General features: G+C 64.6%; 10 protein-coding genes and 1 pseudogene. 8 read left to right on the top strand and 3 right to left on the bottom strand.

The window, feature by feature from the left end:
* Nucleotides 1–40 precede the first annotated feature (40 nt).
* Nucleotides 41–841, bottom strand: coding sequence for a GntR family transcriptional regulator (locus OKW39_RS36240; RefSeq protein ID WP_184038002.1), 801 nt, complete (start codon nt 839–841; stop codon nt 41–43).
* Between the two features lie 539 nt (nt 842–1,380).
* Between OKW39_RS36240 and OKW39_RS36235 the strand changes: the two genes are divergently transcribed.
* The 6 genes from OKW39_RS36235 (at nt 1,381) to acnA (ending at nt 9,662) form a co-directional block, all read left to right on the top strand.
* Complete coding sequence (locus OKW39_RS36235; RefSeq protein ID WP_090808272.1) at nt 1,381–2,364, top strand: malate dehydrogenase; 984 nt, start codon at nt 1,381–1,383, stop codon at nt 2,362–2,364.
* A gap of 192 nt (nt 2,365–2,556) precedes the next feature.
* Complete coding sequence (locus OKW39_RS36230) at nt 2,557–3,573, top strand: HpcH/HpaI aldolase/citrate lyase family protein (RefSeq protein WP_429564824.1); 1,017 nt, start codon at nt 2,557–2,559, stop codon at nt 3,571–3,573.
* Nucleotides 3,574–3,627: 54 nt separating this feature from the next.
* Entirely contained in the window at nt 3,628–4,815 is a 1,188-nt protein-coding gene (gene prpC, locus OKW39_RS36225) for a bifunctional 2-methylcitrate synthase/citrate synthase (protein ID WP_090808268.1), read from the top strand.
* A gap of 101 nt (nt 4,816–4,916) precedes the next feature.
* Entirely contained in the window at nt 4,917–5,429 is a 513-nt protein-coding gene (locus OKW39_RS36220; protein ID WP_429333091.1) for a hypothetical protein, read from the top strand.
* A 24-nt stretch (nt 5,430–5,453) separates the two neighbouring features.
* Entirely contained in the window at nt 5,454–6,905 is a 1,452-nt protein-coding gene (locus OKW39_RS36215) for a bifunctional 2-methylcitrate dehydratase/aconitate hydratase (protein WP_429564823.1), read from the top strand.
* A gap of 42 nt (nt 6,906–6,947) precedes the next feature.
* On the top strand, nt 6,948–9,662 hold the full coding sequence (gene acnA, locus OKW39_RS36210) for an aconitate hydratase AcnA (protein ID WP_429333093.1): 2,715 nt from the start codon (nt 6,948–6,950) through the stop codon (nt 9,660–9,662).
* A gap of 154 nt (nt 9,663–9,816) precedes the next feature.
* Here the strand turns inward: acnA and OKW39_RS36205 are convergent.
* Nucleotides 9,817–13,589, bottom strand: a pseudogene (locus OKW39_RS36205) (DUF748 domain-containing protein).
* A gap of 213 nt (nt 13,590–13,802) precedes the next feature.
* Nucleotides 13,803–15,221 carry a DUF1254 domain-containing protein gene (locus OKW39_RS36200; RefSeq protein ID WP_429564822.1) on the bottom strand — a complete coding sequence of 473 codons (1,419 nt, stop codon included), beginning with the start codon at nt 15,219–15,221 and terminating at the stop codon, nt 13,803–13,805.
* Nucleotides 15,222–15,565: 344 nt separating this feature from the next.
* Here OKW39_RS36200 and OKW39_RS36195 point away from each other — a divergent pair, with 344 nt between their 5' ends.
* Both OKW39_RS36195 and OKW39_RS36190 read left to right on the top strand, forming a co-directional pair.
* The gene (locus tag OKW39_RS36195) at nt 15,566–16,213 is read left to right on the top strand and encodes an FMN-binding negative transcriptional regulator (RefSeq protein WP_429333096.1); all 648 of its coding nucleotides are present in this window, start codon (nt 15,566–15,568) and stop codon (nt 16,211–16,213) included.
* Between the two features lie 94 nt (nt 16,214–16,307).
* Nucleotides 16,308–18,944, top strand: a complete 2,637-nt coding sequence (locus tag OKW39_RS36190) for a heavy metal translocating P-type ATPase (protein ID WP_429564821.1) — start codon at nt 16,308–16,310, stop codon at nt 18,942–18,944.
* The last annotated feature ends 156 nt before the right edge of the window (nt 18,945–19,100 follow it).

The raw sequence follows: 19,100 nt of genomic DNA, 5'->3' as shown, positions 1-19,100 counted from the left end.
TGGCACGCGTGTGGGACGCCGCGCCTCGTTTCAGCCCGATTCAGCTCAGATCGTTCTGATAGTAATACCCGGTTGTGACATACCAACCTCGCCGGACTTCGACCGGCCGGTCCCCATAGGTATAGGACACGCGCTCGACCGACAGCAACGGAAAACCCGCCGGCACATGCAGCAGGTCCGCCACGGAAGGCTCCGCCGCGACCGCGCGGATTTTTTCCGTCGCGCGAATCATGCGGGTACCGAATTCCGTCTCGAACATCGCGTAGAGGGGACCCTTGTACTCCGACAGCCGCTCGAGCGTGAGCCCGCGGAACACGACGCCGGGCAGCCAGATTTCGTCGAGCACGGTGACTTCGCCGTCGAACTGCAGCAAACGCTTGATCAGCACGACCGGATCGGCCGGCTTCAGATCGAGCTGCCGCGCGATTTCCGCCGATGCGCGCAGCCGCCGGCATTCGAGCAGACGGCTCACGTGCGGATGCTCGGCGCCGTCGTCGGCGAGCAATCTCAGGAAACGGAACTGCGCGCGCTCTTCGTTGTGCGTTGCAACGAAGGTGCCCTTGCCCTGGCGGCGCACCAGCAGGTTGTCGGCGGCGAGTTCGTCGATCGCCTTGCGCACCGTACCCTGACTCACCTTGAAACGCGCGGCCAGTTCGACTTCACTAGGAATGATCTCGCCCGGCTTCCATTCGCCGCTTTCGAGGCTCTGCGTAATCAAGCCCTTGATCTGCTGATATAAGGGGCTGAAGGTAGGCGACGCGGCAGCGGAAACAGCGGATACGCCTTCGCCGGCGGCCCCTTGGCCATTCGGGTTCACAGGATTCGCCGGGTTCGAATTCATGCGCGCATTTCATCATAAAGGGCTGGGACACGTCTAGGGTTTTCCCCGCGATAGATGTGTCTTATATAAGACATAAGATACTGTTGACTTTGTCTGTTTCGACTCCTACACTCCTTGTCGAGCAAGGGTTTGCGGGATTTTGCGGCGGCTGTTTGATGCAGCGCCGCGACGCTCCGGCAGCCACTCTGCACCATGCCGTCCCCTACGCAGTCCAGGTTTCGATTCGCCGCCATCCGTTGCATTCGCGCGCTGTCTCCGTGTTGCACCCGCTGGCCCGACGCTTGCCGAAACGCGCTGTTTGCAGGAGCCCGCACCGTGCAGTTGCGGCCCCGGCCCGGCGTAAGCCCTGGGCCATCCCGTCCCGCTCCGCAGTACAGCTTTCCGGCACGGCGGTCTTGCCGTAACGCGCCGCCCGGTCTCGCCAATTCCGAGCCCGCACGCGAACAGTGAATTCCGCCGTGTTTCATCACGCTTCGCTGAACGCGCATATAGAATGGCGTTTTCCCTAGCGTCTAACGCATCGTCCTGGAGATTTCTCAATGGCTAAGCCCGCAAAGCGCGTTGCCGTCACCGGCGCCGCAGGTCAAATCGCTTACTCCCTGCTATTCCGCATCGCCAATGGCGACCTGCTCGGCAAGGACCAGCCGGTGATCCTGCAACTGCTCGATCTGCCGCAAGCGCAAGCCGCCGTCAAAGGCGTCGTGATGGAACTGGATGATTGCGCATTCCCGCTGCTGTCGGGCGTCGTGATCACGGACGACCCGAAGGTCGCGTTCAAGGACGCCGACATTGCACTGCTGGTCGGCGCGCGTCCGCGTTCGAAGGGTATGGAGCGCAAGGATCTGCTGTCGGCCAACGCCGAAATCTTCACGGTTCAGGGCAAGGCGCTGAACGACGTCGCCAGCCGCGACGTGAAGGTTCTGGTGGTCGGCAACCCGGCCAACACGAACGCATACATCGCCATGAAGTCGGCGCCGGATCTGCCGAAGAAGAACTTCACCGCGATGCTCCGTCTGGACCACAACCGCGCGCTGTCGCAACTGGCCGCCAAGTCGGGCAAGCCGGTCGCGTCGATCGAAAAGCTCGCAGTGTGGGGCAACCACTCGCCGACCATGTACCCCGACTTCCGCGTTGCAACGGCTGAAGGTCAGGACCTGACCAAGCTGATCAACGACGAAGAATGGAACCGCAACACGTTCATCCCGACCGTCGGCAAGCGCGGCGCGGCGATCATCGAAGCGCGCGGCCTGTCGTCGGCGGCATCGGCGGCTAACGCTGCGATCGACCACGTGCGTGACTGGGTGCTCGGCACGAACGGCAAGTGGGTCACGATGGGCATCCCGTCGGACGGCTCGTACGGCATTCCTGAAGACATCATCTACGGCGTGCCCGTGACCTGCGAAAACGGCGAGTACAAGCGCGTCGAAGGTCTGGCAATCGACGCGTTCTCGCGCGAAAAGATGGACGGCACGCTGCAGGAGCTGCTGGAAGAGCGCGACGGCGTTCAGCACCTGCTCGGCTAAGCTATCTGATGCCGATGAACCGGAACTCCGAAGCCTCAGCGCGGCGGGTTCCGGTTTTTTTCGTGTGAATGGCCGTGCGATCATCGCCATTCGCCTCTGATTCGAACGTGCTTTGCCGTTGCCCGACGGCACTCGCGCAGAGCACGCCCGAATCCGACATCCTTAATTTTCACCACGCCCCACACGCCGAAGATGCGCGTTCTCACACCCGCCGAAGTGCTGTTTGAGGGCGAAGCGCCGCCCGCTGTGCTGCCTGCCTGCGATCACTACGCGGGCAGCGAAAAGCTGATGCTGAAGTCGCTCGCGTTACAGCAGCAACTCGGCCCGGTGTTCGATATCACGCTCGATTGCGAAGACGGCGCGCAGGTCGGCCGCGAGGCCGAGCACGCGGAACTGGTCGCATCGCTACTGGGCAGCGAGCGTGACCGCTTCGGCCGCGTCGGCGTGCGCATCCACGACTTCGCTCACGCGCACTGGCGCGACGACGTACGCCTCATTCTGCGCGCCGCAAAGCGAGCACCCGCTTACATCACGCTGCCGAAAATCCGCAATGTTCACGATGCCGCCGAAATGATCGCGTTCATCGAGGCGACGCGGCGCGAGCTCGGCCTCGCGCAGCCGGTGCCGGTGCAGTTGCTGGTCGAAACCCACGGCGCGCTTACGCGTGTGTTCGAACTCGCCGCGCTGCCGGGCGTCGAGGCGCTGAGCTTCGGCCTGATGGACTTCGTCTCCGCGCACGACGGCGCGATCCCCGATACCGCGATGCGCTCGCCGGGCCAATTCGATCATCCGCTCGTGCGGCGCGCGAAGCTCGAGATTTCGGCGGCCTGCCATGCGTTCGGCAAGGTGCCGTCGCACAACGTCAGCACCGAAGTGCGCGACATGAGCGTTGTCGCGAACGACGCACAGCGCGCCCGCAACGAGTTCGGCTACACGCGCATGTGGAGCATCCACCCCGCGCAGATCGAGGCGATCGTCGCCGCGTTCGCGCCGCGCGACGAAGAAATCGCGACGGCCGCCGAAATCCTGCTCGCCGCGCAGTCCGCGCATTGGGGCCCGACGCGTCACGGCGATACGCTGCACGACCGTGCGAGCTACCGCTATTACTGGTCGGTGCTGCGCCGCGCGCAAACCACCGGCCGCGCTGTTCCACAAGAAGCGGCGTCGCTTTTTGCGCAAGTGGGCGCCAACGGACAGTCGGTGGCATAAGCGACGCGTTTTTCAAACGGCAGCGATGAGCCGGCACACAGGAGAAGGCGGAACATGAGCGAGACGACGCAAGCCGCTGGCGCAACAGGCGGCAACGAAACGCAAAGCGGCTTCAAACCGAAAAAATCCGTCGCGCTGTCGGGCGTGACTGCGGGCAACACCGCGCTGTGCACGGTCGGCAAGACCGGCAACGATTTGCACTATCGCGGCTATGACATTCTCGACATCGCCGAGGCGTGCGAATTCGAGGAGATCGCTTATCTGCTGGTCCACGGCAAGCTGCCGACCCAGGCCGAACTGACCGCGTACAAGACGAAGCTGAAGTCGATGCGAGGCCTGCCCGCCAACGTGAAGGCCGCGCTCGAATGGATTCCGGCCGCCGCGCATCCGATGGACGTGATGCGCACCGGCGTGTCGGTGCTCGGCACCGTGCTGCCCGAGAAGGATGACCACAATCTCCCCGGCGCGCGCGATATCGCCGACAAACTGATGGCCTCGCTCGGCTCGATGCTGCTGTACTGGTATCACTACTCGCACAACGGCAAGCGCATCGAGGTCGAAACCGACGACGATTCGATCGGCGGGCATTTCCTGCATCTGCTGCATGGCGTCGAGCCGTCGAAGGCGTGGGTCGATGCGATGCACGTGTCGCTGAACCTGTACGCGGAGCACGAGTTCAACGCGTCGACGTTCACCGGCCGCGTGATCGCGGGCACGGGCTCGGACATGTACTCGGCGGTCACCGGCGCGATCGGCGCGCTGCGCGGCCCGAAACACGGCGGCGCCAATGAAGCCGCGTTCGAAATCCAGTCGCGCTACCAGACGCCTGACGAAGCCGAAGCCGACATCCGCCGCCGCGTCGAGAACAAGGAAGTCGTGATCGGCTTTGGCCATCCGGTCTACACGATCTCGGACCCGCGCAACAAGATCATCAAGGAAGTCGCGAAGAAGCTGTCGAAGGAAGCGGGCAACACGAAACTGTTCTCGATCGCCGAACGGCTCGAATCGGTGATGTGGGACGCGAAGAAGATGTTCCCGAACCTCGACTGGTTCAGCGCGGTGTCGTATCACATGATGGGCGTGCCGACCGCGATGTTCACGCCGCTGTTCGTGATCTCGCGTACGGCAGGATGGAGCGCGCACATCATCGAGCAGCGCGTCGACAACAAGATCATCCGCCCGAGCGCGAATTACACCGGACCCGAGAATTTAAAGTACGTGCCGCTAAATAGGAGAAAATAGCGATCGCTGCGCGCTCCACAGCGCGTGCAGTTCAACCCGCGCGGCCGCCGGACCGGTCGTCCGCGCACTGTTTAACTGATTTTGATAGAAAGGTTTTCTCCATGAAAAAGCTGATGATCGCCGCCATGATTGGCGCCCTGTCCACGACGATGCTGACCGTCGCGACTGACGCCACCGCTGCGGACACGGCCACCACCACGAAGAAGCCGGCCACCAAGGCCGTCGCGAAGCGCCCGGAGCCGCGCCGCCTGATCAAGCGCAAGCCGAATCCGGCGAAGGAAGCGAAGGTCGATCCGATCCCGGAAGGCGCTGAAAAGTGGGCGTGCAAGGACGGCCTTGCTTTCGAAATGAAAGGCGACATGAAGCGTGACCAGATCGTCACGGTTCACTGGGCGAACAAGAACTACAACCTGCCGCGCGAAGCGACCACGACGGGCGCCGACCGCTTCCACGACGCAGCATCCGGCATGGACCTCGTCGTGATCCCGACGAAGGCCATGCTGTTCCAGGACAAGGACAGCTCGCGTCTCGCCGACGAGTGCAAGACGGTCGCCATGGAAGAGGGCGCGCCGGCTGCAACGCAATCGAACGCGATCAACAAGACCGGCAACTGATTTTCGCCGCCAGGGAAGCCCCCGATGTCCGCCCCGATCTCCAACGTACGACCCGCCCCGGACGCCGTCCTGGCCGATATCGTCGACTACGTGCTGGATTACCGGATCGACAGCGCGCTCGCGCTGGAAACCGCGCGTCATTGCCTGATCGACACGCTCGGTTGCGGACTTGAGGCGCTTACCTACCCAGCCTGCACCAAGCTGATGGGACCGATCGTGGCAGGCACGATCGTCCCCAACGGCGCGAAGGTGCCGGGCACGTCGTTCCAGCTGGACCCGGTTCAGGCGGCCTTCAACATCGGCGCGATGATCCGCTGGCTCGATTTCAACGACACCTGGCTCGCCGCCGAATGGGGCCATCCGTCCGATAACCTCGGTGGCATTCTCGCGACGGCCGACTGGCTCTCGCGCACCGCCATCGCAGCCGGCAAAGCGCCGCTGACGATGAAAGACGTCCTGATCGCCATGATCAAGGCGCACGAAATTCAAGGCTGCATCGCGCTCGAGAACTCGTTCAACAAGGTCGGGCTCGATCATGTGCTGCTCGTCAAGCTAGCGTCGACCGCGGTGGTCGGCCAGCTGATCGGCCTTACGCGCGACGAGCTGATCAACGCGGTATCGCAGGCGCTCGTCGATGGGCAGGCGCTGCGCACCTACCGTCATGCGCCGAACACCGGTTCGCGCAAATCGTGGGCCGCCGGCGACGCGACCTCGCGCGCCGTGCGCCTCGCGCTGATCTCGAAGACCGGCGAGATGGGCTATCCGTCGGTGCTCAGCGCGAAAACGTGGGGCTTCTACGACGTGCTGTTCAACGGCAACGCGTTCCAGTTCCAGCGTCCGTACGGCTCGTACGTGATGGAAAACGTGCTGTTCAAAATCTCGTTTCCGGCCGAGTTCCACGCGCAAACCGCCGTGGAAGCCGCGCTCGCGCTGCATGTGCAGCTCGCCGCGCAGGGCCGGCGCGTCGAAGACATTCGCCGCATCACGATCCGCACCCACGAAGCGGCGATTCGCATCATCGATAAAAAGGGTCCGCTAAACAATCCGGCTGACCGTGATCATTGCATCCAGTACATGATCGCGGTGCCGCTGATTTTCGGCCGTCTGACGGCTGCCGATTACGAAGATTCAGTCGCGCAGGACTCGCGTATCGATGCATTGCGCGCGAAGATGGAATGCGTCGAAGACCCACAGTTCACGAAGGACTATCACGACCCGGAGAAGCGGTCGATCGCCAACGCACTGACGATCGAATTCAACGACGGGTCGAAGTTCGGTGAAGTCGTAGTCGAATACCCGATCGGTCATAAGCGCCGTCGTGAAGACGGTATTCCGTTGCTGGTCGAGAAGTTCAAGACCAACCTCGCGCGGCGCTTTCCGGTCAAGCAACAACTGGCGATTCTCGACGTATCGCTCGACCAGGCCAAGCTCGAAGCGACGCCGGTCAATGAATACGTCGATCTGTACGTCATCTAGGTTGAGTACTGTAGTTCCGCGATCCAAACCAAGGAAAACACCATGGCCCACAACCTCCACAAAACGCTCAAGGAATTCGACAGCGGTTCCGGCAAAGGCAAGTTCTACTCCCTGCCGCAACTCGGCAAGGCTCTGAACCTCAAGATCGACCGCCTGCCGGTCTCGATCCGTATCGTGCTGGAATCGGTGCTGCGCAACTACGACGGCAAGAAAGTCGCCGAAGAACATGTCACGCAACTCGCGAACTGGAAGCCGACCGCGGCGCGCGTCGACGAAATTCCGTTCGTCGTGTCACGCGTCGTGCTGCAGGACTTCACCGGTGTGCCGCTGCTCGCCGACATCGCCGCGATGCGCGGCGTCGCGAAGGCCATCGGCAAGAACCCGAAATCGATCGAGCCGCTGGTGCCGGTCGATCTGGTCGTCGACCACTCGGTGCAGATCGACCACTTCCGCGAGAAGAACGCGCTCGACCTGAACATGAAGCTGGAATTCCAGCGCAACAACGAGCGCTATCAGTTCATGAAGTGGGGCATGCAGGCGTTCGACACGTTCAAGGTCGTGCCGCCGGGCGTCGGCATCGTTCACCAGGTGAACCTCGAGTACCTCGCGCGCGGCGTGCACAAGAAGGCCGACGGCGCGGACACCGTGTACTACCCGGATTCGCTGGTCGGCACGGACAGCCATACGACGATGATCAACGGCATCGGCGTGGTCGGCTGGGGCGTGGGCGGTATCGAAGCCGAAGCAGGCATGCTCGGCCAGCCGGTGTATTTCCTGACGCCGGACGTCGTCGGTGTGCACCTGAAGGGCAAGCTGATCGAAGGCGTGACTGCGACCGACCTCGTGCTGACGATCACCGAACTGCTGCGTAAGGAGAAGGTCGTCGGCAAGTTCGTCGAGTTCTTCGGCGAAGGCACGCGCTCGCTGTCGGTGCCGGACCGTGCGACGATCGGCAACATGGCGCCGGAATACGGCGCAACGATGGGCTTCTTCCCGGTCGACGAAAAGACCATCGACTTCTTCCACGGCACGGGCCGCACGGACGCGGAAATCGCGGCTTTCGAAAACTACTTCAAGGCGCAGGAGCTGTTCGGCATTCCGGGCGAAGGCGACATCGACTACACGAAGGTCGTCACGCTGGATCTCGCGACGGTCGCGCCGTCGCTGGCAGGCCCGAAGCGTCCGCAGGACCGCATCGAGATCGGCCACGTGAAGTCGACCTTCACCGACCTGTTCTCGAAGCCGGTCGCCGAAAACGGCTTTGCGAAGAAGGCCGCCGATCTCGACGCGCAATACACGACGAGCAACGGCGTCGACGTCAAGAACGGCGACGTGCTGATCGCCGCGATCACGTCGTGCACGAACACGTCGAACCCGAGCGTGCTGCTGGCCGCCGGTCTGCTTGCGAAGAAGGCTGTCGAAGCTGGCCTGACGGTCGCGCCGCACATCAAGACCTCGCTGGCGCCGGGATCGCGTATCGTCACCGAGTACCTGACGAAGACCGACCTGCTGAAGTACCTCGACAAGCTCGGCTTCACGCTGGCCGCTTACGGCTGCACGACCTGTATCGGTAACGCGGGCGACCTGACGCCGGAACTGAACGACGCGATCACGAAGAACGACATCGTCGCGGCAGCGGTGCTGTCGGGCAACCGTAACTTCGAAGCGCGTATCCACCCGAACATCCGCGCGAACTTCCTCGCGTCGCCGCCGCTCGTCGTGGCATACGCGATCGCCGGCAACATCACGCGCGACCTGATGACCGAGCCGGTCGGCAAGGGCAAGGGCGGCAAGGACGTCTACCTCGGCGACATCTGGCCGACCAGCGAAGAAGTCAACGCGCTGCTGAAGTACGCGATGGATGCCGACGCGTTCCGCAAGAACTACTCGCAGCTCACGAAGAAGGGCGATCTGTGGAGCAAGATCGAGGGCGAAGAAGGTCAGGTCTACGACTGGCCGAAGTCGACCTACATCGCCGAGCCGCCGTTCTTCGGCAAGGACTTCTCGATGACGCCGGCTTCCAGCATCGCGCCGGTCAAGGGCGCACGCGCGTTGGGCATCTTCGGTGACTCGGTCACGACCGACCACATCAGCCCGGCAGGCTCGATCAAGGAAGACTCGCCGGCAGGCCGCTGGTTGAAGGAAAACGGCGTGCAAAAGGCCGACTTCAACAGCTACGGCTCGCGGCGCGGTAACCACGACGTGATGATGCGCGGCACGTTCGCAAACGTCCGTATCAAGAACCTGATGATCCCGGCGAAGGCGGATGGCTCGCGCATCGAAGGCGGCCTGACGATTCACCAGCCGAGCGGCGAACAGCTGTCCATCTATGACGCAGCGATGAAGTACATCGCCGCCGATACGCCGACCGTCGTGTTCGCGGGCGAAGAGTACGGCACGGGCTCGTCGCGCGACTGGGCGGCCAAGGGCACGCAACTGCTGGGCGTGAAGGCTGTGGTCGCACGCAGCTTCGAGCGGATCCATCGTTCGAACCTGGTCGGCATGGGCGTTCTGCCGCTGCAGTTCAAGGGCTCGGATAGCGTGCAGTCGCTCGGCATCACCGGCGAAGAAACGTACGACATCGAAGGCCTCGGCGACGACTTCAAGCCGCAACAGGAAGTCACGCTCGTGATCCACGGCAAGGACGGCGACAAGCGCGTTCCGGTGCTGCTGCGTATCGACACGCCGATTGAAGTCGACTACTACAAGCACGGCGGGATTCTGCCGTTCGTGCTGCGCTCGCTGCTGGCTGCTTAAGCCTCGCGGCAACGCATACAGCCTCGCTGTTTTGCAGGGGCTGCGTCCTGTGGAGGGCGCAGCCGACTTTGAAGCCCGACCTCAGGTCGGGCTTTTTTTTATCGGCTCGCCGAACGCCACGGCTCGCGCGCCGCGCCGCGCCGCGACTCCTCCATCACTTCAAGCCGAAATCGACCCGCGTCGTCGCACCCTTGTCCTTGATGTCGTCGGCATTCATCTTCGGCGCGACGATAAACACGCGGCTGCTGTCGACCTTGCCTTGCAGGTACTGCTGCACACTCTGCGCGCGCCGCTGCGCGAGTTGCCGCAAGCTCGCGTCGTCGATCGGCGCGTTGGCCGCGAGCGCGCTCTTCATGTCGTCGTCGGGCAGCGTCTTCGTCATGCCGATGAAGTTGTGCGGCTTCTTGAAGTCGGAGGACTTGTAGGCCTTGGTCAGATATTTGTCGTACTCTTTCTGATCGACCGTGACCGTCGACGGATCGACGCTCTCACCATTACCCACCGCGTCCTTGATCTTCTGCCGCTTGACCATCTGATCGACGTACTGCGTGCGCAGCGCCGGCTCGTCGACCTTCGGATCGACGCGTCCGATCAGGTCCATGCGGATCGACGGCTTGTCGGTGAGTGCCTTCACGATCGTGTCGAGTTTCTGCTTGTCGGCATCGGTGAGCGTCGCCGAGCCGGCCTCGAATTCGACGTAACCGAGGTCCTCACCATTGCCGCCGAACGCGTGCGCGATCAGCGAGAACGGCGCGGTCACCGCCTTTTCGAGCAGATTGAGCACCGCATGCCAGATCAGCCCGCCGATGCTGAACTCGGGGTTCGACAACGAGCCCGACACTGGCAGGTTCACGTCGATCTCGCCGCGCGAGTTCTTCAGCAGCGAGATCGCGAAACGCACCGGCAGTTTGGTCGCGGTGTCGTTGTCGATGTGATCGCCGAACGTCAGTTGATCGATGAACAGGTGGTTGTTCGCGTTCAGCTGGTCGTTCTCGAGCTTGTAATGCAAATCGACGTTGAGCTTGCCCTTCGTGATCGGATAGCCCGCGTATTTCGCCGAATACGGCGTCAGGTTGGTCAGCTCGATGTCGTGCGCGCTCGCGGTCAGATCGAGCGCCGGTTTCGCGATCAGCGGATTGATGGTGCCGCGGATCGTCAGCGGACCGTTGGCCGCGAGCTTCGCGGCCACGTCGACCGGCGCGGGCGTCGTCGATTCCGTACCGAACGCGCCGATCGTGCCCTGAATGGCGACAAGGTTCGCCGTGTAGTTCGGCTTGACGAAGTTGTCGGTATAGGTCACGCGGCCCTGCTGCAACACCAGTTGCCCGACGTGCATCTTGACCGGGTTTGCTGGCGGCGTCGCGGCCGTGGCGCTGGCGACGGCCGTGGCGGCAGGCTTGCCGGGCGTTGCAGCAGATGCCGCGACCGGCGCCGACGCCGCGACTGCCTCAGACACCGCCTCGGGTGTCAGCGGAATCGGGTGCGAGCCGCTCTTGTCGCGCGCGTCAGCGACTGCGTCGTACCGCCCTCGTGCGCGACCACATCCTTCAGATTCAGCTTGCCTTGCGCGTCGAGCAGTACACGGCCATAGAACTTCGAGAACGTCACGCGGCCCGCGTCGACGACGGTGCCGTGCTCGTCGTAATCGGCCTTCAGGTTCGACAGCGCGAGCGAGCCCCAGCCCGCGAACGGGTCCGACGTCACCTTGTCGAGCATGCGCACGGCGACGAGCGCCATGTCGCCGCGAAAGTTCGCTTTCAGCGACTTAGCCTGGGTGACCGCGAGATCGCCGTTCGCGTTCAGCAGCGCGCTTGCGAGCGTCGCGTTCAGCTTGCTGCCGAAGTACGGCTCGAACGCGGCCGCGTCGAGCTGGTTCGCGTTGATCTTGACGGCCAGCTTTAGCGGCGTCGCGGTCACGTCGCCCTTCACGGCGAGCGTGCCCTTCTTGTTCAACGTCGCCTGCAGGTCGACCGGCAGCGGACGGCCCAAGTCGTCGCTGATCTGCCGCACCTTCAGCTGCACCGGCGTAAAGCTCAGCTTGACCGGCTGCGGCGTCGTGTTGTCGGTGAAATCGGCGGTCGCGTCTTTGAGCGTCAATTCGGCGATCTTGTAGCGCCATGCGGGGCCTTCGGCCTGCGCTTGTTTCGCCGCGTGGATCGCCGTGCGCTCCGTCGCCTGTTGATGCGCCCTCGCGAGCGCATCCAGATTGATGGTGCCGTCCTTCAGGCGCTGCGCGTCGACCGCGAGACCGGTTACGTCTACGCTCGTCACGTCGGCCGTGCGCGCCGCGACGTCGACCTGTTTGACTACCACGTTGCCCTGCGCGAGCGAGATCACCGGCGTCTTGCCGCCGCGCGCCGCGAGCTTCACCGCCTGCATGTCCAGCTGCGTGTCCGCGACCGTCAGCGCCATCGGCGACTTCGCCCAGTTCGCGTCGATATTCGTCGTCGCGGACAACGCACCGTCGAGCACCTGCGCGGACGTCGCGGTATCCAGATACGGCTGCAACGGCGGCAGCTTCAGCGACTTCAGATCGAGCTTCGCGCTCGCCGTCTTCGCCGCGAGGCCGACCGTGCCATCGGCGGCGAGCGAACCGCCGTTGTTCTTCAGGTTCGTGTTCAGCGTGTAGTGCGCTGGCGCCGACGCGAGCGTCGAGAAATCGGTCAGCGTAACCGCGAGGTTTTGCAGCCCGGCTTCTACCGGATGCGACACGGCTTCGTCGTGTACGTTCACGGTGCCGTCGTTGAGTGTGAAACGTTTGATCGCGACGTCGAACGGCGGGGCCGCCTTTTCGGCGGCGGTGGTTTTGGCGTTGGCATTCGCGTCCGCGGTTTCCTTTGCCGTGGTTTTTTCCGGCGCGGGCACGAACATATGCTCGACGCTCAATACGCCGTCCTTGTCGCGCGCGAGGCTCGCGCTCGGCGCGTCGATGCGGATATCGTCGAAGTGATAGATGCTCTTCAACGGTTCGAGCGATGCCGCCGCCACATGCACGGCGCGCGCCGCGAAAAACGGCGCCTTGCCCTGATCCTGCACGTTGACGTCGTTCAGATCGACGGTGCCGGCGACGCGCAGCGACGGCGTGTCGTTCGACATCTCGAAGTTCAGCTTCAGGTCGGTGGACAGCTTGCCCGACTGCACGATCACCGGCAGCTTCGACGGCGCGTAAGACACCAGCTTCGGCACGTCGAGCTCGCTGAAGCGCAGCGACACTTCCGACTCGCGCGATGCCGCGAACGGCTTGGTCCTGCCGTCGATCGCGAGCTGACTGTCGCCGTCGATGCGCGCGCGCAGCAACGGCTCGACGAAGATATCGGTCTTCGACGGCAGCGTCGCGATGAACGGAATGCCCAGCTTCCATTGATCGATCACGTGGCTCGTGCCGAGCAGCCGGTCGTCGAACCTGATCTGGCCGTTTTCGACACGAATGTTGGAGACGGAGAACTGCGTCGGCTTGCTATTCGGTTTTGCCGGCTGATTCGCGAATTTCTCGATCAGGTCGCTGAAATTGAAGTGCTGCGCATCGAGGCGAACGATATGAAAGCGCGGCGAATCGACCTGCACTTCGTCGACGATGGGCGCGCCGCGAAACAGCGAACTCCACGACGGCTTCACGATGAGCCGCGAAATATCGACGAAGTCGCCCGCGCCGCCGCGCTCGCCGATATGCACGTTGTCGGCCTCGAAACGCAGTGTGTACGGATTGAGCGCGATGCGGCCGATCGACGCCGGCCGGTCGAGCTGCTTGCTCAGTTGCTGGCTGGCGATGTGGCGAATCAGCGGCGGCGCCGCGAAAAAACCGAGCAGGCCGAACAGGACGACGAAGATCAGCAGACCGACGAGAATCCGTCGCGTACGGCGCGACTGCGCGACTGCGCGCACGGTCTGTATGGAGAAGGCTAACGATGCTTTATTGAGGCTTGCCATGCTCGATGTGGAGGAATGCGGCGGCAAGCCCGCCGCGAAAAACAGAGATCCCGCAAGCGGCAGTATAAGGCGTGAATCAATGGTTAGACAGGAATGTCAGGCCCGCCTTGACGATTCGTGCTGCTGACTGACTGGCTTTCCCGCGAACGAGATTTTCGCGAGCGTCAGATAACGAAACCGGCCGGCGCGCGGTTTGCCCGCGCGCCGTTCACATCATTGCCGCACGACCGGCGGCGGCTGCCAGCTGCCGTCGGTGGCTTGCGGCTTCGGCGCATACAGGCGTAGCACCAGCTGCATGTCCGCGCGCGGTGCGGGCAGCCAGTTACCGGTCCGGCTGCGCGTCGACGACACGACCACGTCGAGCGAACCATCGCGATTGCGGCGCGCGCCATTGCGATCGCCAACCGCGAGCCGCGCCGGCGCGTTCTCGCTCAGCGCGCCATCCTTCGTATACGCGGTGATCGTCCAGAAACCGCGCACCGGCGGCAGCTGGTTCGCCGCGAAGTGGATCACATAGCGATTCGCGCCGTTCAGCGTGTTGCCGTCGCTGTCCTGCGTGACGAACGCGCGTACTTCGTCGTCCTTCGTACCGAGGCCCAACTGTGTGCTCGCCGCATACGCGCGCAATCCATAGTCGGGACCGTAGTTGCCGACGGCATCGCCGAACCAGCTCCAGCCGTTCGCACTCAGCAGATTCGACGGCGGCGTCGCGACGCGATCGCGACCGTCGGCGAGACCGGCCGCGAGCGCATCGGATGACTTCGGCAGCTTCACAGGATCGCCCGGCGTCACGCCGAGATCGGCGAGAAATTTGAGCGCATGCGGATCGGCCGGTGTCGGCGGATTGTCAGGCAACGCGTCGGCGAGACGGCCGAAGAAGCCGCTAGCGTCGAGCGCGGCGACCTGCTGCGCCGGCGTGCCGCTCGGGCCCGCGACGCCGCTTGCGTACCCGCGCGGCGGCACCGCCGGCTCCGCGTCGCCGACGAACACGCTCAGCGGCTCCAGACGGATCGCGTGCTGCAGCTTGCGCACCGCGTTCAGATCGTGCGCGCCGTTCGACTGGATGCGCACGCTGATCCATGCGTTGCGCGTCGGCACTTCGACGCGCTTTGCGCCCTTCGGCAGCTCGCCCTTCCAGCCCGGTGCGACGAACGCGATCGTCTGCGCGCGCAAGCCCTTCACGGTGCCCGTGCCCGCGGCGAACTGCGGCCCGGTCGACCACGCGACGTTGGTCCACATGTCGAGCACGCGCGCATCGACATAACGGCCATGCGAATCAGGTAGCGCCAGGATCACCGGCTCGGCGGCAAGGTCGAGCCAGCCGGTCGAGTCGAGCGTGTCGAGGCTCGGCTGCGGCGGATTGGTCGCGCCGATCGGCGGCAGCGCCTGCGCGTGACGCAGCGTGTTGAACGGCGCCTGACCCGGCTCGGTGCCGACCGCCGCATCGCGCGCGGCGCTCATCAGCACGAGCGGATAGCCGAATACGTAGGAGTCGGCGACTTCGTCCTTGATCCAGCCGGTGCGTTGTTGCGTCGCGATGGGGGTCGACGCACAGCTGGCCAGCAGTGCCAGACCCGCGAGCGACGCGCAGGTTCGTTGAAGCCAAAACAGTTCTCGGAGATTTTTTATCATTCGTTCAGAGTGCGGAACGTGCAGTCCTATGGGGGATGCCGGTGTGCAGCGCCTGGTGCATGCGCGGTTCTCCCGAAACACTGCGCAGCGAGTCCGCGGATTGCGATTCCGACAACATCGCGTTGTATCGTATCCTTGCTAGTCAGGCAAGCACAAAGCAGGGAATTGTGGCTGACAGCGCGCAGGCGCGTCACCGATGTGACAATCGGCGTCGCTGTCACATTATGTTCCCGCGCCAACGGCTCGCGCGAGCGCGCCATGCTTTTTTGATTCGCGCATTCGTCGATCCGCCAGCCTGGCCGTTCGCCTCCACTCTTTCGTCCTCCTGCATTCGGAATACTTCAATGTACATGCCCGCCCATTTCGAAGAGAACCGTCCAGGGGTTCTTCATCGCCTGATCGCCGAGCACCCGTTCGGCGCGCTGATTACGCACGGCCCCAACGGGCTCGATGCGAATCATCTGCCGTTCGAGGCGCAGGCGGATGCGGCGGATTCGTCACGTCTGGTGCTGCGCGCGCACGTCGCGCGGGCGAACCCCGTCTGGCAGGAAGCCGCGACCCATCCCGAAGCGCTCGTGATCTTCCAGGGGCCGGCCGCCTATATTTCCCCGAGCTGGTATCCGAGCAAACACGAAACGCACAAGCAGGTGCCGACCTACAACTATATGGTCGTGCATGCACATGGCAGGATCGTGGTGCATGACGATGAATCGTTCGTGCGCGGTCTCGTCGCGCGACTCACGCGCGAGATGGAAGCCGGCGAGCCGGTGCCATGGAAGATGGGCGACGCGCCCGCCGACTACATCGCGCAGATGCTCGGCGCGATCGTCGGTATGGAGATCGAGGTAACGCGGCTCGTCGGCAAATGGAAGCTCGGGCAGAACAAGGCGGCCGAAGACCGGCGCGGCGCCGCGCAAACGCTGCTCGCGCGCGACGGCGATCAACAGAAGGCGGTGGGACAGGCGATGCTCGATGCGCCGCCGGCGTTCTGACGGCGGCCGCATAATCAGCCTTGACCTTCCCGTCATGGGAAGGTCGATACTGGATTCACGATGCGGCCCAATGCCGCCACGAGCCTCGCCTGCCATGACCGCACTTGCCAACCCGCAGCGCGCCGCCGACGCTGCCGCTTCTTCTTCGCCCACGCGCGTCGTCGAACTCGATATCGGCGGGATGACTTGCGCGTCGTGCGCGAGCCGCGTCGAAAAAGCACTGACCAGGCTGCCGGGAGTGGCGCGCGCGTCGGTGAATCTCGCGACCGAGCGCGCCCGCGTGGAAAGCGACGCGACGCTCGGGCCTCAGCAACTGGCCGATGCCGTGCGCAAGGCCGGATACGAAGCGACGCCGGTCGCGAACGCCGAGCTTGCCGCGCCAAGCGCGACGCAAACCGCGACACCCGCCGCGACGCCGGGAACCATTGAACTGGAGATTGGCGGCATGAGCTGCGCAGCCTGCGCGTTGCGCGTCGAAAAAGCGCTCGCGAAGGTGCCTGGGGTCGCGCGCGCGTCGGTCAATCTGGCGACCGAAACCGCCACCGCTCATCCGCAAGGCACCGCATCCGCCGATAGCGGCGCGCTGATCGCTGCCGTCAGGAAAGCCGGCTACGAAGCGACGTTGAGCGCGCCGCCCGCTGCAGCCGCTCCAGCCGAGACAACGGCAGCTATCGCCGCGACCGGCGACGAAAGCGACATCCTCGACACGACCCACGCCCCCGTCGTCGACCGCAAACGGATTCAAACCCGCCGCGACCTCGCGAGCGTCGTTGCGTCCGCGCTGCTGACGCTGCCGCTCGTCGCACCGATGTTCGGCGAATGGTTCGGCCTCCACGCGATGCTGCCAGCCTGGCTGCAATTCGTGCTCGCGTCGATCGTGCAGTTCATATTCGGCGCGCGCTTCTATCGCGCAGCCTGGCGCGCGGTGCGCGCCGGCGCGGGCAACATGGACCTGCTGGTCGCGCTCGGCACATCGGCGGCGTACGGCATCAGCGTCTACGAACTCGCGATGCATCCGGCCGACACGATGCATCTGTACTTCGAGGCATCGGCGGTCGTGATCACGCTGGTGCGCTTCGGCAAGTGGCTCGAGGCGCGCGCCAAGCGCCAGACCACCGACGCGATCCGCGCGCTCAACGCGCTGCGCCCCGAACGCGCGCGCATCCGCGACGGCGCCGGCGAACGCGAGGTGCCGCTCGCGCAGGTGCGGGTCGGCACCGTCGTGATCGTGCGGCCGGGCGAGCGCGTACCGGTCGACGGCGCGGTGCTCGAAGGCCGCACGCATATCGACGAAGCGCTGATCACCGGCGAAAGCCTACCGGTGCCGAAACAGACCGGCGACGCCGTCACGGCCGGCTCGATCAACGGCGAAGGCGCGCTCGTGGTGACGACCACCGCGATCGGCGCGGAGACCACACTGGCGCGCATCATCCGGCTCGTCGAAAGCGCGCAGGCCGAGAAGGCGCCGATCCAGCGGCTCGTCGACCGCGTCAGCGAAGTCTTCGTGCCGACGATTCTCGCGCTCGCCGCGCTGACGCTGATCGGCTGGCTGCTCGCCGCCGCGGGCGCGCAAACCGCGATCCTGAACGCGGTCGCGGTGTTGGTGATCGCCTGCCCGTGCGCGCTCGGCCTCGCGACGCCCGCCGCGATCATGGCCGGCACCGGCGTCGCCGCGCGCCACGGCGTGCTGATCAAGGACGCGGAAGCGCTGGAAATCGCGCATCGCGTGTCGATTGTCGCGTTCGACAAAACCGGCACGCTGACGCTCGGCCAACCATCGGTAACGGCGTTCGAGCCGATCGGCGGCTTGAGCCGCGACCAAGCGCTCGCGCTCGCGGCGGCGGTGCAGCGGCATAGCGATCATCCGCTCGCGCGAGCGGTGATGCGCGCGCACGAGGCTCAGCTCGGGCAAATGGCCGGCGAACACAAGGGCGGGCCAAGCGCCACCGCCGCTCGCGCCGTCGCTGGCCGGGGCGTCGAAGCCGACGTCGACGGCCGCACGCTCGCCCTCGGCAGCACGCGCTGGCTGCGCGAGCTCGACATCGCGCTGCCGAGCGCGCTTGCCGCGCGCGCGCAGGAACTCGAAGCGGCCGGCAACACGGTGTCGTGGCTGATGACGCGCGCGCCTCACGCCCCCGAAGCGCTCGCGCTGATCGCGTTCGGCGACACGGTGAAGCCGACCGCGCGCGCGGCCGTCGCGCGGCTCGCGCAGATGGGCATCCGCAGCGTGCTCGTGACTGGCGACAACCGCGGCAGTGCGGCGAGCGTCGCACGGGCGCTCGGCATCGACGAATTCCACGCCGAGGTGCTGCCCGACGACAAAGCCCGCGTGATCCGCGACCTGAAGATGCGCCACGCCGGCATCGTCGCAATGGCGGGCGACGGCATCAACGACGCGCCCGCGCTCGCCGCGGCCGACATCGGCATCGCGATGGCGAGCGGCACCGACGTCGCCATGCACGCCGCCGGCATCACGCTGATGCGCGGCGACCCGGCGCTCGTCGCCGACGCGATCGACATCTCCCGCAGAACGTGGCGCAAGATCCAGCAGAACCTGTTCTGGGCATTCGTCTACAACCTGATCGGCATTCCGCTGGCCGCGTTCGGCTTGCTGAATCCGATGCTCGCGGGCGCGGCGATGGCGATTTCGAGCGTCAGCGTCGTCACCAATGCGTTGTTACTGCGGACGTGGCGAAGCGCGCCCGGCCGAACCGTCGATCCGGTGCGCTGAGCAACGCAGCAACACCTTTCGCATTCCGCCTCGTCCTTCTTTCGGGGGCCCGTTGTGGCCCCTTTCATCCCATTACGGGCGGCTTTCAGTCGCCCTAAAGCCGCCGTCTCCCGAGCCGTAAACCAGTAAATCGATGCCGTTCGCGGCCATGCCCGC

It is taken from the genome of Paraburkholderia sp. MM6662-R1 (assembly GCF_050436245.1).
Lineage (GTDB): Bacteria > Pseudomonadota > Gammaproteobacteria > Burkholderiales > Burkholderiaceae > Paraburkholderia > Paraburkholderia tuberum.
This window is presented reverse-complemented; position numbering and strand designations above follow the sequence as displayed.

Bases quoted from the DNA above. Each gene is read 5' to 3' on its own strand.
- OKW39_RS36195 (WP_429333096.1), top strand. From the start codon at position 15,566: ATGTACATGCCCGCCCATTTCGAAGAGAACCGTCCAGGGGTTCTTCAT.
- OKW39_RS36220 (WP_429333091.1), top strand. From the start codon at position 4,917: ATGAAAAAGCTGATGATCGCCGCCATGATTGGCGCCCTGTCCACGACG.
- OKW39_RS36235 (WP_090808272.1), top strand. From the start codon at position 1,381: ATGGCTAAGCCCGCAAAGCGCGTTGCCGTCACCGGCGCCGCAGGTCAA.
- prpC (WP_090808268.1), top strand. From the start codon at position 3,628: ATGAGCGAGACGACGCAAGCCGCTGGCGCAACAGGCGGCAACGAAACG.
- OKW39_RS36190 (WP_429564821.1), top strand. From the start codon at position 16,308: ATGACCGCACTTGCCAACCCGCAGCGCGCCGCCGACGCTGCCGCTTCT.
- OKW39_RS36215 (WP_429564823.1), top strand. From the start codon at position 5,454: ATGTCCGCCCCGATCTCCAACGTACGACCCGCCCCGGACGCCGTCCTG.
- OKW39_RS36200 (WP_429564822.1), bottom strand. From the start codon at position 15,221: ATGATAAAAAATCTCCGAGAACTGTTTTGGCTTCAACGAACCTGCGCG.
- OKW39_RS36230 (WP_429564824.1), top strand. From the start codon at position 2,557: ATGCGCGTTCTCACACCCGCCGAAGTGCTGTTTGAGGGCGAAGCGCCG.
- OKW39_RS36240 (WP_184038002.1), bottom strand. From the start codon at position 841: ATGAATTCGAACCCGGCGAATCCTGTGAACCCGAATGGCCAAGGGGCC.
- acnA (WP_429333093.1), top strand. From the start codon at position 6,948: ATGGCCCACAACCTCCACAAAACGCTCAAGGAATTCGACAGCGGTTCC.